Annotated in this window: 16 protein-coding genes and 2 tRNA genes; 6 read left to right on the top strand and 12 right to left on the bottom strand. The window is 34.5% G+C overall.

Going from position 1 to position 14284, the window contains the following annotated elements:
• Window positions 1-34 precede the first annotated feature (34 nt).
• Entirely contained in the window at window positions 35-655 is a 621-nt protein-coding gene (locus tag CYTFE_RS28505; RefSeq protein ID WP_154665627.1) for a DDE-type integrase/transposase/recombinase, read from the bottom strand.
• Window positions 656-760: 105 nt separating this feature from the next.
• Here CYTFE_RS28505 and CYTFE_RS0106935 point away from each other — a divergent pair, with 105 nt between their 5' ends.
• The 4 genes from CYTFE_RS0106935 to CYTFE_RS25370 are packed head-to-tail and all read left to right on the top strand — an operon-like array spanning window position 761 to window position 4749.
• The gene (locus CYTFE_RS0106935; RefSeq protein ID WP_154665626.1) at window positions 761-3505 is read left to right on the top strand and encodes a hypothetical protein; all 2745 of its coding nucleotides are present in this window, start codon (window positions 761-763) and stop codon (window positions 3503-3505) included.
• Complete coding sequence (locus CYTFE_RS0106930; RefSeq protein WP_027471222.1) at window positions 3502-3762, top strand: hypothetical protein; 261 nt, start codon at window positions 3502-3504, stop codon at window positions 3760-3762. The genes CYTFE_RS0106935 and CYTFE_RS0106930 overlap by 4 nt, the downstream gene beginning before the upstream one ends.
• A 12-nt stretch (window positions 3763-3774) precedes the next feature.
• Window positions 3775-3945 carry a hypothetical protein gene (locus tag CYTFE_RS29865; RefSeq protein WP_154665625.1) on the top strand — a complete coding sequence of 57 codons (171 nt, stop codon included), beginning with the start codon at window positions 3775-3777 and terminating at the stop codon, window positions 3943-3945.
• Window positions 3946-3951: 6 nt separating this feature from the next.
• Window positions 3952-4749 carry a mechanosensitive ion channel family protein gene (locus CYTFE_RS25370; RefSeq protein WP_044214277.1) on the top strand — a complete coding sequence of 266 codons (798 nt, stop codon included), beginning with the start codon at window positions 3952-3954 and terminating at the stop codon, window positions 4747-4749.
• A 304-nt stretch (window positions 4750-5053) separates the two neighbouring features.
• On the opposite strand, the gene CYTFE_RS0106915 is transcribed toward CYTFE_RS25370, so the two are convergent.
• The 3 genes from CYTFE_RS0106915 to CYTFE_RS0106905 form a co-directional block, all read right to left on the bottom strand.
• Window positions 5054-5257, bottom strand: a complete 204-nt coding sequence (locus CYTFE_RS0106915; protein WP_044214276.1) for a hypothetical protein — start codon at window positions 5255-5257, stop codon at window positions 5054-5056.
• A gap of 117 nt (window positions 5258-5374) precedes the next feature.
• Entirely contained in the window at window positions 5375-5884 is a 510-nt protein-coding gene (locus CYTFE_RS28500; RefSeq protein WP_052343047.1) for an Hsp20/alpha crystallin family protein, read from the bottom strand.
• Between the two features lie 138 nt (window positions 5885-6022).
• Entirely contained in the window at window positions 6023-6475 is a 453-nt protein-coding gene (locus CYTFE_RS0106905; RefSeq protein ID WP_027471220.1) for an Hsp20/alpha crystallin family protein, read from the bottom strand.
• A gap of 498 nt (window positions 6476-6973) precedes the next feature.
• Between CYTFE_RS0106905 and CYTFE_RS0106900 the strand changes: the two genes are divergently transcribed.
• Entirely contained in the window at window positions 6974-7429 is a 456-nt protein-coding gene (locus tag CYTFE_RS0106900) for a hypothetical protein (protein WP_027471219.1), read from the top strand.
• A gap of 13 nt (window positions 7430-7442) precedes the next feature.
• Window positions 7443-8210, top strand: a complete 768-nt coding sequence (locus CYTFE_RS0106895) for a peroxiredoxin-like family protein (RefSeq protein ID WP_081735928.1) — start codon at window positions 7443-7445, stop codon at window positions 8208-8210.
• Between the two features lie 461 nt (window positions 8211-8671).
• On the opposite strand, the gene CYTFE_RS0106890 is transcribed toward CYTFE_RS0106895, so the two are convergent.
• From CYTFE_RS0106890 to ribH, 8 genes are all read right to left on the bottom strand, one after another.
• On the bottom strand, window positions 8672-9775 hold the full coding sequence (locus CYTFE_RS0106890; RefSeq protein ID WP_152541906.1) for a zinc-binding metallopeptidase family protein: 1104 nt from the start codon (window positions 9773-9775) through the stop codon (window positions 8672-8674).
• Entirely contained in the window at window positions 9723-9938 is a 216-nt protein-coding gene (locus tag CYTFE_RS0106885; protein ID WP_027471216.1) for a hypothetical protein, read from the bottom strand. Before CYTFE_RS0106885 ends, CYTFE_RS0106890 begins: the two co-directional genes overlap by 53 nt.
• Entirely contained in the window at window positions 9935-10792 is an 858-nt protein-coding gene (locus tag CYTFE_RS25360) for a mechanosensitive ion channel family protein (protein ID WP_200871472.1), read from the bottom strand. The genes CYTFE_RS0106885 and CYTFE_RS25360 overlap by 4 nt, the downstream gene beginning before the upstream one ends.
• Before the next feature lie 546 nt (window positions 10793-11338).
• Entirely contained in the window at window positions 11339-11959 is a 621-nt protein-coding gene (locus tag CYTFE_RS25355) for a DEAD/DEAH box helicase (RefSeq protein ID WP_044262633.1), read from the bottom strand.
• Window positions 11960-12012: 53 nt separating this feature from the next.
• On the bottom strand, window positions 12013-12477 hold the full coding sequence (locus tag CYTFE_RS0106870; RefSeq protein ID WP_027471215.1) for a hypothetical protein: 465 nt from the start codon (window positions 12475-12477) through the stop codon (window positions 12013-12015).
• Window positions 12478-13461: 984 nt separating this feature from the next.
• Window positions 13462-13534 (bottom strand) — tRNA-Gly (locus CYTFE_RS0106865).
• An 84-nt stretch (window positions 13535-13618) separates the two neighbouring features.
• Window positions 13619-13701, bottom strand: a tRNA-Tyr gene (locus tag CYTFE_RS0106860).
• A 23-nt stretch (window positions 13702-13724) separates the two neighbouring features.
• Window positions 13725-14219 carry a 6,7-dimethyl-8-ribityllumazine synthase gene (gene ribH / locus CYTFE_RS0106855; RefSeq protein ID WP_027471214.1) on the bottom strand — a complete coding sequence of 165 codons (495 nt, stop codon included), beginning with the start codon at window positions 14217-14219 and terminating at the stop codon, window positions 13725-13727.
• Between the last annotated feature and the right edge of the window lie 65 nt (window positions 14220-14284).

Raw genomic sequence — 14284 nt, 5'->3', positions numbered from 1 at the left:
AAATCCATCAGTAAGAAGAACATCGCCAAGATTTTCATCTTTTTACAAAAACACGATCCTGATCGTAGATTATTCGACGGGGGATTCCCTCAAAATATTCGAATGCCAGTTCATGTGCATAATTTGCTGTCTCTGTAGTAAATGGTATTCGTTGACAGTAAACAAACTTTTGTCGGGAACGGGAAAGTACCATTGTAAAAAAGTAAATCTTAATTCTGCCACTTCCACTACTAAGCATTCGGTATGATCCAAAATCTACTTGTGCCTCTTCTCCATATTCTGTTTCGGGAAGCTTCTCGTATTGGCGTGGAAGTTTCTCTTTATGTTTGGGTATATTTTGTTCCTTTCTTACTGTTTGAACAAAATTATAGACTGTTTTACTACTTACATTCGGCAGATCAGAATAATGTTCTTTTAATCTATCTTCAATCTGAGCTGCTGATAAATAGGGGCCTCTCTCCAGTAATTCTTTGACAAAATTATAATACTCATTTAGTTTTTTTGGCATTCGCCGTGGAGTACTAATCCATGCTAGAAATTGTGCTTCGCTCATGGAAAGGTATTTACGTACAGTTCCCCTGTCGATACCTAACTCTAATTTGATTTGACTTTGGTTTAGTCCTTGTGATGAAAATTCTTTAACTTTGTACCACATAAAAAATTTTTTGTTTTTATTCATAGCCTTCTTCGTTTCTGTTTTGCAACTTAAAGATGAAGGCTATTTTTGTCTTTACAAATGATGATTTTCAATTGCGAAAATTTGATGGTACAAAGTTTCTATTTACAAGGAGCAATGGCATCTATTGTACAGCTTTACCATCACAGTTTTGGTATGGTAGTAGATCAAAAGATAGCTGATGTGGGCCAATTGTTGGAGCAAATTGGCTTTATCTATGATGATTATCTACGCCAAATGGAACATATCGACGCTGAAAATGTAGATGTTTATGCATTGTTGGATATTCATGGGCAGTTCTTGAACAAGATACAAGAGTACAACAAAAAATCTTTTCTGTTGGTCGAAGAATTTGATGCTCAAAAACGTTTAAATCAGTTTTATGACGATCGTGATGCTTTGTTTTTATCACTATCGAAGAATATTTGGGATGACGAAAAGGAGGAAAACAGGCGAGCTCATAAAAATGAAGCTACATTTACTAAAATCATAAAAAGTTTCAAGCAGCTTCGGTTTAAGATCCAGATGCGCTTGGCCAAAAAAAACGCACCAGTTAGTATTAAGAAACGGATTCCATTGAGATATTATCTGGTTAATGAGTTGTATTTGAATGTTTTTCCAGATATTTGGCTGTTATATAAGCAAATCATTTTAATTGAAATTGAGTGGTTAATTTATTTTAAGCAATCTTTTTCGCAGCTTAATAATAATATCGGATTAAATCAAAACTTTGATTTGCAAGCCTGTAAGCTAATTATCAAGGAAGTAGTTGATAAATGTTCGGAGGCAAAATTGGATGTTCAGCGTTTTAAAGCGGAAAAAAGTAATACCATTGCGAAGATATGTGCTCTAACCATTAAGTCTATTGAAGATGAATACCATAAGTTGGGCACATATGAAGGTCGACATTTGAAATATATGCGCTGGTTCACAGACCGTAATCTGAAAAAAAGATCAACTCTGCAAAAAAGACAATTGTTGGCATGGGAAATTTCATTGTTTGGTATTTCGGAGGATTGGTGTTTTGATGGAGATCTTTATCATATCATCAACAAAACGCTTGCTGCATGTAGGTCAAAAAGTATAACCGTAAGTACAGATAGTATTGGCAAGGTTAGTGAACAATTGCAAGAAGTAAAAGAAAAGGTACATAGCATTTATCATTTTACAGGCAGTCAATTACAGACACAATCGAAGAATAAGAATTTTTTATTGCATCAGAGCCAACAAGTCTCGGATATATTATCGATGCAAAAACATTATTTATCAAAAGTTAATCACACACAAAGACTTTTATATGTGCTTAGTGAAATACAACAGTTGGTTATTTCGGAGGTGGATCGTACCAAAGATAAACGAATGATATTTAGTGGCGAAAAAGAATGGGATCAGATGCAACTTTCTCATTTAACGGATGTGTATTTGCGTGAGTTAATACAATTTGAAATTCTTCCCTCATTTTCTACCCAAATGGATGCATTCAAGCAAATAATTCTTTTGAAGATAGCCAGTTATGAAAATGAGATTCTCAACCTGATCCATATTTCTGCATATAATTTTGAAACAGTTTCTTCATTACTGGAGAATCCGGAAAAAGGCAGAGGAGGGGAAGATGTGGCTTCGCTGCTTAAAGATGGAGAAACAAAAGTATTAAACAAGCTTGATGAAATAATCAAACAGCTGGCGAGCTTGAAGGAAATGGTAGAGGAAGAGCTCCTTCAGGTAGTTGGTTTCTTTGGGGAGGCATTGTCTGAATTAACAGAAAATGAAAAGGTTGGGGAGTTGAATGTGAGACTGCTCAAGGCAAAAGCAATTCGTAAAACCACCCATTTTAAAGATCTAATTGTTGGTAAGTTTCAACAGCTTAGCGTCACCGGCCTTGCAAAATGGTCCGTATTAATATCAAAAGGATTTAAAATTACCAAACAGCTCACTAAAATTTATTCGCAAGAAGAAGTACAGGCCCAGATTAATAATGAGATATCTGTGTTTTTGAGTGAAATAGCCAATTCTACAGAAAAGTTACCTTTTTTGTATCAGAGGCTTTTTAAGCTAGATCCTATTGATGGAGGATATTTGTATTTTAAACGGTCGGCAGAAATTGGTGATTTTGAATATGTGTATCTGAATTGGCTCAAGGGTCGTTTTGCAACTTTAGCCATTACGGCCGAAAAGGGTGCAGGCATAACCTCGGTGCTCAATTTTGTTCTTAAGGGAAGAGATATACCCGCAACTATCATTAACTTTCAGGATTTCAATAAAATATACCGACAGGATGAGTTTATCTTTACTCTTTCTGAAATATTGGATTTAACCCCATTGAATGAAGTTGACTTATTTATTGAAGAGTTAAATAGTAAAAAAGGAATAATTGTACTAGAGGGACTGCAGTTTGCTTATCTCAAGAAAGTGGATGGATTTGAGACTTTAAAACTACTTTTTGAAATCATGTCGAAAACAAATAAGTCCATATTCTGGGTTTGTACGTGTACCATACATGCCTGGAATTACCTGAATAAGGCCATTTCTATTGAAGAATATTTTGGACATGTTATTACGTTAGGAGATTTTTCAAATGATGACATGGTGGACATCGTAAAGAAAAGGCATCAGGTGAGTGGATATGATTTGGTGTTTTTAAAGAGCAAAGCAGATGTCCAGAATAAAAAAATGTCAAAACTAAGTACCAGTGAAGTGCAGCTGGCCCTGGAAAAACAATACTTTGATGTGCTCAATTCTCTGGCAAAAGGAAACTTGAGTGTGGCATTGATTTTTTGGTTGCGCTCGATTAAACGTATAGAAAAAACACCTTGTTTATTAGCTCTATGAATGATTTTAATATCACTTTTATTAAAGAGTTAAGTCAGGAGAAGCTTTTTTGTTTGTACGCCATATTGTTGCATGATGGTTTAGATCAGGATGGTTTTTGTAAAGTGATGAGATATTCTCCAGAACAAGGTCGAATGAAGCTTTTTCAGATGGTGGATGATGGACTTTTATTGGAAGTGAAAAATAGATATGTAATCAATCTATTGCTTTATCGTCCAACTATTGAAGCATTAAAAGCAAGGAATTTATTACATTAAACATCATTGTTAATGAGAAATATCATAAATATTTTACTGTTTTTTGCCTTTGCATCTGCAATTGCTTCAGGAAATGATTCGATACCTCCTGTTGTGGATTTGTCGGTGGGAGAAGATTCTGTGCCAATACAAGAAAAAATGAGCGTTGAATCTAAAGACACCATTAGAATCAATTCACTGTAGGATCGAATGAATCAGTTGGGCGCACCACCTGTCAATAAAATTATTACTTCCGGAAAAATTGTGTGGTCTTTGATTATTATTCTCATAGGCTTTATTCTGTTAAAAATCATTGATATACTGCTGAATAAGATAGGCAGAAAAAGTGCCCAATATCGTATCTTAACAAAAAGAATTATTCCCATTGTGAAAATTATAGGTTGGGCAGTAGTCGTTTATATTATTGTTCAAGGTGTCATCAGACCGCCTTTGGCAACCGTTATAGCGTTTTTTACTTCAGTGGGCGTTGCTATTGGTTTTGCAGCTCAGGATTTGCTGAAGAATATATTTGGTGGTTTGATGATTCTGTTTGACCGCCCTTTTCAAATTGGAGATAAAATAGAGGCAGGGGAGGAGTACGGAGAAGTGGTTAAAATAGGATTGCGCTCAACACGTATTGTAACCGCTGATGATTCTGTGGTCACCATTCCTAATGCAGAGATGATGAATCATTCTATTTCCAATTCCAATAATGGAGAAACAAATTGTCAGGTGGTGGCCGAGTTTTATTTACCTTTGGATATTGATACGCAAAAGGTACGTCAAATTGCAGTGGAGTCAGCCATGGTGTCTAAATATATTTATTTAAATAAACCAGTTACCGTTTTGTTTTTTAATGAGATGAAAGATAAACGTAGTATCATTAAAATGAGGCTAAAGGCCTATGTTTCCGATTTACAAAATGAGTTTATTTTCAAAAGTGATATGACGGAGATAACCTTGAGGGAATTGGTTAAAGAAAAAGTTATTCGTGAGGACTATTTGTAATAAACGATAAAATGTCTTTTTACGAGCGTGGAGCTATATATGCTTGTTATTTTTACTATGTTCGGCATCGTTGCCCCGTTTTTATGCATGAGAAAACAAGTCGACCAAAAATGGCTTTAAACAAGATATTTAGTTGCTTTGTTTTAATTTGCTTTAAATGCCTCCTTATGGCCTTGGTTGCTACTATAGAGTTGCATACAGAGTTCTGATACATAAGCCTGTTTTAGGTAATCTTAATGAAAGATTTTAGTGCCGAACATAGTGATTTTACAACAAAATTAATATAAGCTGAATTTGAAGTGGGTTAAGATGCAAAATTATATTTGGTGTTCAGTATTTCGTCGATGACATCGGCATGTTGATCTTGAAAATTATTTTTGACCCACGAAATAAATTCATTTTGTTCTTCGGCTTTGAGCCAAGCTATTGATTTGATCAGTTCTTTACGAAATAGTTTTTTATCCTCATGTACTCCGTTTAAAACAATTTTACAGTATTCCAACATCATAATACTTAATTTTTTAAATCTGCTTGTTACACAAAGGTTATATAGACTAATTTATGAAAAATATCGGTCGTTTTTCATACCGCATCGTGTGCTAATACATTTTTGTTTTAGGCTGAGTTACTTTGTATATTTAACAACATAACTACTTAATTTATGTTTTATTTTTTTTAATAGTTTGTTGACTTTGCTTTTTTCGTTGTCCACCATCTCAACTACAGTTGATTGGCCGCTAATAGGAATTTCGCGATAACTTACATATTCTTCTTTTTTAGGAATATGAATGCTTAAAATACCATCTTTAAATTGGGCTTGTATTTTATTGCTGTCCATATCCCTGTATAGTCGAATGTTTTTTACAAAGTGTTTTTCTCTTATTTCACTTTCTTTGCTCCACCATCGTAACCTTCTGTTTTTATATGATCCCTCAATGGTAAGAAGGTCATCTTGGACTTTCATTTTTAAATCTTTCTTTCTAAATCCAGGGACAGAATAATTAAAAGTATAAGCTATAGGTGTTTGATAGATATCTTCACTTAGTTCATTCTTACATTGAATAATGGGATTCAATAGCTTATATTCAAATGGTTTATACCATGCCAATGTGTTGTTATATATTATTGTTTTCATATGTTTATAATTTGTTTCTTAATGGTCATATGGAACTCGCCGTGATAATCATTCACCTGTGTGAGAGATCACTCTCATGGCTCGTTTCATATGTGTTTTTCGAGTAAAAAGGGGGCAGTACTGTCTGCCCCGCATCAGTTACTGAATCTCAATTTGCTTCGCTGGTTTTGGCTTTACTTCTTCTCGTTTAGGAAGTGTTATGTGAAGAATGCCATTTTCATAGCTAGCCCTAATCTTTTCAGGATCAACAATGTTTTCAGGAACACTGAAGGACCGTTGGAATGATTGATAGTTGAATTCACGTCTGGTTACTTTCTCGCCATCTTTTTCTTCAACTTCACTTTTCTTTTCAGATGATATAATCAAAGATCCGTTGTCGAAGTTCACTTTGAAATCATCTTTTTTTAACCCCGGAGCAGCAACGTCAATTAAAAAATCATTGTCGTTTTCTTTTACATTTACTGCGGGTAATGTAGAATTTGTGCTGGAGAAATTAGATCTGTTCCAATCCATTAACTCACCATCAAAGAACCGATCAAAGACTGATGGAACTGATGGAAACCAGTTGTTTGATAATTTTGTAAGTGTCATAACTTAATCCTCCAAAATTTTAATTCAACAAATTAATTATTAACTCGGTCAGATATTTTCAAATTGAATGCCATTCTCACATCTAATTTTATGTATTAAAGTTTTACGCTTGAATGTCAATTGTTTAGTATTTTGAACCGTAAATTTAAAATAATTTGATTGTAATTTTGGCAGTGTTTGTTGTCTTAAGTATGTCATAATGACCATATTATGTGACATTTTTGTCATTTGTTGATGTCTGTAAGTATGAGAAAGTTTCTTGTATTTACATATAAATTAAATGTGGTTGAGTATACGGTGTGTAGGATGAAATAATAAATAGTGTTAAAATTATCATCTGTTTGAACTTTATATCAAAGCGATTGTTTAGTTTTGTAAAGTTGATACTTTGGTAGTTTCGAATTACGTCAGATTTAGCGTAAAAAGTAAATGGTTGTTGACTTGTATAGAAAGTGGAAATTTAGAACGGTTTTTTAATAGAAAGTAAAAATTTGTATAATGAGTAGAATAGGAAAAACAGTAGTATTTATCACCAGCATACTTATGGGATTAGTCTTGGTGAGATTTGCAATTTCAAAGTTAGCAGGATGGGAAATTTCTGTCAATGCTTTTATTGAAATGGCCCAACCGTTAGGTATAGATCCTACTTTTTTTAGGGTTTCTACAGGTTTTTTGATTTCAGCAGTGTTATTGGCATATTTTTCTAATGCCATTTATACTTTATTTCAGCATAAAGTGTTTTTTATTCGTAAATTAAACTATTATAGATTTAGTCTTTTTGCCAATAGCTTCGGATTGCTAACTATGGTTGGTGCTTTACTGGCTGAATTTTTCTTACGCGTTCAACCTAAATGGCCACTGGTATATATTGCCGTTGGTATTATTGTTTTTTCAATGATAAATATACTTATTATAATTAGAAAAGAGAATCAACAAGTGTTACCTACTCATTAAAATTTTATTCATTATGAAAATCATGAAAATTGTAAGCTTTTGTTTGTTATTAACGGCTGTATGGGCTTGTGATAATAAGAAGAGTAATCGATCAACCACCATAAAAGAGAATTCTATGGAAGAATCAAACAGTATGTTGCAAAGTGAGGCTTTAGAAGAGCGAAAAGTAAATTTTGGTAAAAAGGCCGATCAGCATATAAAAAAGATATACCAAGATGGTCTGGATGCCGTAAGAGAGAGTGGCGTGTTAAAATTGGCCAAAAACATTGGTGATATGGCACCAAATTTTACTTTAAAAAATGCAATGGGAACAGAAGTGTCCTTACAAGAGTATTTAAAAAAAGGTCCAGTTGTATTGGTTTGGTATCGAGGAGGTTGGTGTCCGTATTGTAATATTAATCTAAAATTTTTACAAGATGAACTACCTAATTTTAAAGCACAAGGTGCTAATTTGGTGGCTCTGACACCTGAATTACCGGATCAGTCTATTAGTACCAGTGAGAAACTTCATTTAGACTTTGAGGTTTTGAGTGATGTGGGAAATGTGGTGGGCCAACAATATGGAGTGGTGTTTAAACTAACCCAAGAAGTGGCAGATATTTACAATGAAAAATTTGGACTAAACGAACACAATGGAGACGACTCCAACGAGCTACCTTTAGCAGCGACTTATGTGATTGATACAGATGGTACCATTGTTTATGCCTTTTTAGACGCAGACTATAGAAAGAGAGCAGAGCCTGCTGATATAACAAATTTTTTAAAGACAATGAACAAATAATTTGTTATATTTTGTAATGTCTATTATTAAATATTTGTATTAGAATATCTTAAGTCATACACCTTACTTAATTATTTTGAGCAAGGTGTGTAATTTTTTAGCTTCAGGCATATATTCTAGGGTTAGAGGGGAAGGATGTTGCTTGATTGCTGTAGAGGGGGGGACTAAGTCCCCCTTTTTAAATTCTATAATTAAGTTAAGTTTTAAATGTCCATATGGAATTTGTCAGAATGAGTTATTCTTCTATGTGAGAATTCATTCCAGTGGTTCGTTTCCCGTGTTGTCTTTTTCGCTATAAAAGTAATAATTAGCAGGGCACTGATGGGTGAGGTGAAGCTTCATTATTTTTTTGCGTAAACGGATCAATCTCATGAGAAATTGGTTTCTCATTTAGTAACAGAGCCAGAAGTAACGCTTTATCTGTGATGCTACTTCTGAAAATATATTCAGCCCATTTATTATCATAACCACCCTGTAGGACCAAGCCCATCAATTTTAGCACAACTTTTAGTCACATTACAAATATCAGAAGAGCTCCACCTGTGTTCTTTTTGAATATTAACATCACTAAGTTTCGATAACTGTTTCAGTATATTAAAAATACGCTTACTTTCTTCCGATTCGGGCATGGGAAGTCTTGATACACCTCCTTGTATCTGGCTATTATACAATCTTAAATTCTTTTTGGTATTGCCAACCAATTTATGAATTTTTTTGTCCATGGCCTCATATTCTTCTTTATGGTTAAAACGAACACTTATTTTAGAAGAGCCATTGGCAAAACCTTTGAATATATTTGAATTAAAACTTGTATGATAAGGAGCCAGCACTACTTCGGGGTTATTTTTTGAGATATCAACAATAGAGGCCAATGTTTTATAAAAATGAGCAGATACTTTGGCCACATTTTCAGCTGTGTGATCCATTAATTTTATGTCGTAGGTGTAATTGGCACTTCCTGAGCGACTGGTAATAACACTACCTTCGTCGTTTCCTCCATGTAAGGCAATAATATGTTTGGCTTTTGCAGCTTTTGTATTTAATATTTGCTTTGAGAATTTGCCTCCAATGCTAGTGTCAGGAATAAGCATTATTGCCATTTTTATTTTTTTTAACTGACGGCTGAACTTTAATGCCTGCAAGGCAAGTATGGTAGTTACTATGCCCCCTTTGTTTTCCCATATTCCGGTACCGTATAATTTGTGCTCTGTTGCATAAAAAAACTCCTGGTTTTCTAACTTTTGCTGATCGTCCACCGACAATATTAAAAGCCAGTCGACCTCTTCATCATAGGTATTGGAGAAATATACCACATTACCAACCTCCAGATTTGGAAATACTTCTTGGGTAAAACCCATAGGTGATAATTCAGACTTGACAAAGTGAATTGCTTGGTGAATGCCACTAACATTGCGAACATATGTATTGATGTTAACCAGTTTTGCTAACAATGTTTCTGCCTGATCATTTCTACTTCTAATAAAAGTGCGGAGACGACTGTGTAAAGGGAGTTTAGGAGATGCTGTATTTTCGGTAAAGGGGCGTAAAATGTTGTAAACGCTCAATGATGTACATATTTCCATCTAATATGTGTACATTATGTCCCGCCTTTTCCAAGCTTTCTGCTACTCGCTTTACATTTTGTTCAGAATAAAATTCTTTATTCTGCATACCTAAGGTATTGAAGACTCCCGTTACGTCTTTGTTATAAATAATGGCAATTTTCATGCGTTTATGATTTTCGTATGTTTGAATTCTTTGTCCTGCTTGTCAATATGAATATCCATTTGAGGGAATGGTATTGTGATATTATTTTTCTTAAGCTTGGCATGAATAATACGTCTGATATCACTCTTTATCCGTTCTATTTCAAATATGTTTTCAGTGAAAAAAAGTACCTGAAAGTTTATAGAGGAAGAACCAAAGTCTACGAGTCGTGCTTCAATCAGGTTTTTGTTGTTGATGGCAGAATGCTCGTGGATACTTGATTCCAGAACTTGAATGACTTGTTCAATATCACTCTCGTAACTAACACCAATATTTATTCTAAAGCGTGTTTTCTTTGACTGGTGACTCCAGTTAATTACCTTATTGGTTGTAATTAGAGAGTTAGGTATAATGACAGTTATCTCATCGCGGTTTAAGCCTTTTGATGTCCTTAAACCAATTACTTGAACTTTTATTACATCACCATCTATCTCAAGAATGTCTCCTAATTTTATGGATCGTTCAGAAAGTAGTATAATGCCAGAGATAATGTCATTAAAGGTCTGTTGTAACCCTAGACCTACACCTACCAGAAGTGCAGCTGATCCAGCTATTAGTAAGGTGATTTTTACACCGATGGATTCTAAAAAGAAACCAATAGCAATTAACCAAACAATATATTTAATGATCTTGAAAATAGCATATGCTGTTCCTTCGTCGAGTCGACTAAATAAACGTTTTTGACCCAAAGCATTTTTAATGATGGTCAATAGTAGTTTGGTAATAAAAAAGATGGAAATTATAATAAATATGGTATATACTTTTAAATGAGTATCACCAATGTTAATGAGGCTAAATTCTAAAAACGATTTCATTTTTTCCATTGTTTATGCTTCGCATTTTATATGGCTGTTTACCATTGTTGTACACTTATGAACAGCGTTTATGTATATTAATCTTTTATATTTATGAGTCAAAGACTTAAAAAGAAGATATATGGTGATCGTAAATTGTACCATATATCATTATAGCTGCTATCCATCATTAAGTTCGTCTAAAATTCTGGCATTTCAAAATTTAGTGATATCCAATAGTTATTGATAACTGCTATATTTAAATAGGATAGCATAAAACAATATGTTGTTGGTAGATGGGTGTTTGGGATGGGTTAAGACGTTGTTACCAGATAAAACATGCCATGACCACATTATGCCTACATAGGTAGGTGATTTATTTTGGCCATCTCTATACGGCCTTTGAAAATTTAATCTTAATCATACGAATATATACTATCTGGTAGTTTAGACCACCACCTGCCAATTGGTAACGCATTTTTGTTATTTTTTTTGGGGGTGGGGGAAAGAGATGTGAGGATTAGGTTATAATGATCAATGGGAGTTGGAATCAGATTTTTTTGATGTTTACATTTCTTCCTCTTGGATAAGAAAAGGATTTTTTAATATCCTTTCAGATAAATCGTCAAATTTGTTGTGCCATTTGTCAGCAGCAATAATCATTTGTGCCTTTTTAACGCCATCACCAATGCGATATATAATAGAGTGGTACCGGTTGGTAATAAGGGTGTCGGCATCGTCCATTATAATCAGACTTATTTTGGTCATGGGAACACCATTTATATTAACCAACTCCGTGAGGCGTTTGGGTGTACAAATTAGCACATCCAACCCATCATAAATTTCATCTTTTTGATATTGGATGATACCTTTGTCAAAAGCAACAAAAGTTCTTAGTTTACATGCCTTACCAAGGAGTGCTATCTGTTCCTCTATTTCAAAAGCTTTTTCTTTGGTTGAGGTGATGATGATGGCGCGTGGAGCTTCTTCAAAAGGTCGTTTTAATTGTTGGATGGTTCCAATAACAAGAGCTGTTGTTTTGCCCGAGTCTTTGGGCGAAATCATGATTACGTCAACGCCGGATTTTATTTTAGGGATGGCGTTTGTTTGAATTTGTTTGGGCGTTTTGTCGTAGCCTGCATTTATTATTCCCGATACCAGCTCGGGTAGTAACTTTTTTAATTTCATTTGCTTCTTGCTATTTGAATGGAAGAAAGCGCAAAAGTAATAAAATTAGACTATTATTTTACAAAAGACAAAAATTGAGAAATAAAAGCCATCAAATGCATCTTCATATATCTTTCGAGTAATCTAAAGCCCTGGGCAGACAAATGAATGATGTTCTGATATTGAGAAACAATGAAGGCTTTTACTATTTTATGTGTCGTCTCCGAAAATTCATCAGGGTTAGCGATGACTTCTTCTTTATTTAAAAAACGATCCATATATTCTATTTCTTCTAGCTTTCTGTATTTGGGGTAATTTTTGTCTTTGTATAAGACCGATTCTGTAGCACTTAATATTTCACTGGCATATTGATCTATCATATCATTTAGAACATCTTTTTGTTTAAATCCTGGGTAATAATCTAAAACCACATCTATGATGACAGTATTGAATTGTTTTCTGAATTGTGCATAAAATTCATCAGTGCGATTAAATTCAGTATATAGTTCGTTTAATCTTTCTTCTTTATCAAAGGACATAACTAGGTCGTTTATCGTGTATGTTGTATTCCTTTAACGCAGAAATAGAGAAAAAGATTATTGAGGGTGTAAAAATCTCTACTTATTGAGCCATCTGGCCTATGTGCTATAAGGAGATTTGCTCCTCATTTACATCAACAACACCTCTGAATTGCCTTCTGAAATCCTTTACTTTTGCATTGAAAGATTCTGCTGCAGCATTGGTACTTCCGTTATCTAATCGAGAGCAATGTTTCTAACTTATATGATAATTTTCTTTGCTTTTGAAACTTGCGTTAATGTCCTTTTTACTCGGAAAGGTTTATTTCAAAGGTCCTCATGAATAAGCTTCGCTAATTTACTCGGAAAGGCTTGTTTTCAAAGGTCCTCATGATAACTTCGTTATTATCATTGCCATAAAAGGACCAAAAAGGTCTAGAACAATAGATCACTATCTGCCCTGCATCAACTTCCCTTTCCGTCCGGCGCACACTTCCTTCGCGCTAGGTCAACAGCACTACCACCTCAAGTGCGCCCAGGGAAGCTTTTCGGCAACGTCGGCCCCGGGGCTATTGTTCTGGCCAACCCTGCGGTTCATTAATTGATAGCTTTGTACATTAATAGAAGATATCCTTTAGATGAGAGTTCTTGAATATGGTTATGGATAAATTGTAAAGACTTTCGTTATACTTGAAATTATTATTAAAATAGAATATCAACACCCTTAACTTCAAATCCTTAGTTTAAAATATGCTTTCCGCTTGAAGATTTCCGATAGGATACGATCTGGAAATAATCTAATATTCCTGCTGGTAAAAATAGAGCCACCGATAGCTCCAATGATAGTTCTTCTTTCACAATTTATTTTATCCGTTTCTATTTAACAGATAAACAAATACTTATTTTTCAACAGACCCAACTTTTGTGCGTGATCCTCTTTGTGTAGAAATGACGAACAAATTCTAAAAAAAAAGCCATCCGATTTATATTAGATGGCTTTATTAGAGCGAAAGACGGGGATCAAACCCGCGACCCTCAGCTTGGAAGGCTGATGCTCTATCAGCTGAGCTACTTTCGCCTATTATTTTTTCTATATGTAATTCAATAACTATTAAATTACTCAAAGCATTTCATTAAAAATAGATCTTTAATCTATTTTTAGTGGGGAGAGCAGGATTCGAACCTGCGAAGTCGTAAGACAACGGAGTTACAGTCCGTCCCAGTTGGCCGCTTTGGTATCTCCCCTAATGCGGCTGCAAATGTAAAATTTATTTTTTTAAACTCCAACCCATATCTACCATTTTTATGGCAGTAATTGCACCCTCATCTCCTTTATTTCCATGCTTGCCACCCGCTCTGTCTTTGGCTTGCTGTAAGTTAAGTGTGGTAATTAGTCCAAAAATAAATGGGATTGGATAACTTAAATTTAGTTGGGTGATACCTTGTCTTACGCCATCACACACAAAATCAAAATGAGGGGTGTCTCCCTGTATAACACAACCTAAGCAAATAACTGCATCGACGTCGGTATAATCGGCCATATACTTGGCTCCTTTGGTTAGTTCAAAGCTGCCGGGGACATATTTTTTTATAATATTATCGGGATGTGCTCCATTTTCAATCAAAGTATCGTATGCACCTTGGTATAAAGCTTCGGTAATTTCCTTGTTCCATTCGGCTACCACAATGCCAAATTTCATTTTGGCTGCAGAAGGCATTTTGCTTTTATCGTAATCCGACAGATTTTTTAAACTTGTTGCCATAAAATCAATTTTAGAGTACAAAAATAAAAGAGGTTACCCACACAGGCAACCTCTTTTATCAATTA

Source organism: Saccharicrinis fermentans DSM 9555 = JCM 21142 (genome assembly GCF_000517085.1).
GTDB classification, from domain to species: Bacteria; Bacteroidota; Bacteroidia; order Bacteroidales; family Marinilabiliaceae; genus Saccharicrinis; species Saccharicrinis fermentans.
This window is presented reverse-complemented; position numbering and strand designations above follow the sequence as displayed.

Excerpts from the sequence above, each read along its gene's own strand:
- CYTFE_RS28505 (WP_154665627.1), bottom strand. The coding sequence starts at position 655 with ATGTGGTACAAAGTTAAAGAATTTTCATCACAAGGACTAAACCAAAGT.
- CYTFE_RS0106930 (WP_027471222.1), top strand. The coding sequence starts at position 3,502 with ATGAATGATTTTAATATCACTTTTATTAAAGAGTTAAGTCAGGAGAAG.
- CYTFE_RS29865 (WP_154665625.1), top strand. The coding sequence starts at position 3,775 with ATGAGAAATATCATAAATATTTTACTGTTTTTTGCCTTTGCATCTGCA.
- CYTFE_RS25370 (WP_044214277.1), top strand. The coding sequence starts at position 3,952 with ATGAATCAGTTGGGCGCACCACCTGTCAATAAAATTATTACTTCCGGA.
- CYTFE_RS0106915 (WP_044214276.1), bottom strand. The coding sequence starts at position 5,257 with ATGATGTTGGAATACTGTAAAATTGTTTTAAACGGAGTACATGAGGAT.
- CYTFE_RS28500 (WP_052343047.1), bottom strand. The coding sequence starts at position 5,884 with ATGAAAACAATAATATATAACAACACATTGGCATGGTATAAACCATTT.
- CYTFE_RS0106905 (WP_027471220.1), bottom strand. The coding sequence starts at position 6,475 with ATGACACTTACAAAATTATCAAACAACTGGTTTCCATCAGTTCCATCA.
- CYTFE_RS0106900 (WP_027471219.1), top strand. The coding sequence starts at position 6,974 with ATGAGTAGAATAGGAAAAACAGTAGTATTTATCACCAGCATACTTATG.
- CYTFE_RS0106895 (WP_081735928.1), top strand. The coding sequence starts at position 7,443 with ATGAAAATCATGAAAATTGTAAGCTTTTGTTTGTTATTAACGGCTGTA.
- CYTFE_RS0106885 (WP_027471216.1), bottom strand. The coding sequence starts at position 9,938 with ATGAAAATTGCCATTATTTATAACAAAGACGTAACGGGAGTCTTCAAT.
- CYTFE_RS25360 (WP_200871472.1), bottom strand. The coding sequence starts at position 10,792 with ATGAAATCGTTTTTAGAATTTAGCCTCATTAACATTGGTGATACTCAT.
- CYTFE_RS25355 (WP_044262633.1), bottom strand. The coding sequence starts at position 11,959 with ATGAAATTAAAAAAGTTACTACCCGAGCTGGTATCGGGAATAATAAAT.
- CYTFE_RS0106870 (WP_027471215.1), bottom strand. The coding sequence starts at position 12,477 with ATGTCCTTTGATAAAGAAGAAAGATTAAACGAACTATATACTGAATTT.
- ribH (WP_027471214.1), bottom strand. The coding sequence starts at position 14,219 with ATGGCAACAAGTTTAAAAAATCTGTCGGATTACGATAAAAGCAAAATG.